This is a genomic window from Adlercreutzia muris (genome assembly GCF_008831045.1).
Lineage (GTDB): Bacteria > Actinomycetota > Coriobacteriia > Coriobacteriales > Eggerthellaceae > Adlercreutzia > Adlercreutzia muris.
The window spans coordinates 1-522 of the sequence record NZ_WAJS01000092.1; the positions used below are offsets into that span (position 1 = coordinate 1).

Sequence of the window (522 nt, forward strand, 5' to 3'; positions counted from 1 at the left end):
CTCGTGGGCTCGGGCGTGGCAAGGTGCACGCTCGCCCAAAACGGGTCGACTGAAGGCCGGGCTGCTGTTGAATCGGCAGAGGAGGCAGCAGTAGAGAACCCTCAGTCCGAGACCGATGCTGCAGACGGCGAAGCGAGCTCTGGCATCGAATCGCTCGTCGGAACCTCGTGGGTGGGCGTGGACGACGCAACGCACTCGCTTTCCATCGTCAAGGGAGCTTTCGTCGAGACCAAGGACGGCGGCACGGAGGTGACCTACTGGACGCTTGACGGCGAGGAGCTGCTTTCCTCCGGCATAGAGGCCACCGTGCTCGCCTCGAAGTCAATGACCGATGCCGCGAGCCCCGTTCTCGTCTCTGTTAGCAGCGACGGCGCAGACACCGTACTTAGATCGGACGCCCTCGCCTGCGCATACAGGCAGGTGCAGGTCGGGGACAGGTCGCTTAGCTTCACCGGCGTCACCTCCAAGCTCGAAGAGGCGATGGGGATCGACGCCGCGAAGATCGAGGCCGCCGTCTCGGCG

1 pseudogene is annotated in these 522 nt (G+C 64.6%); it reads left to right on the forward strand.

What is annotated here, in order from left to right:
• Positions 1-522, forward strand: a pseudogene (locus F8D48_RS11750) (hypothetical protein); the annotation flags it as partial.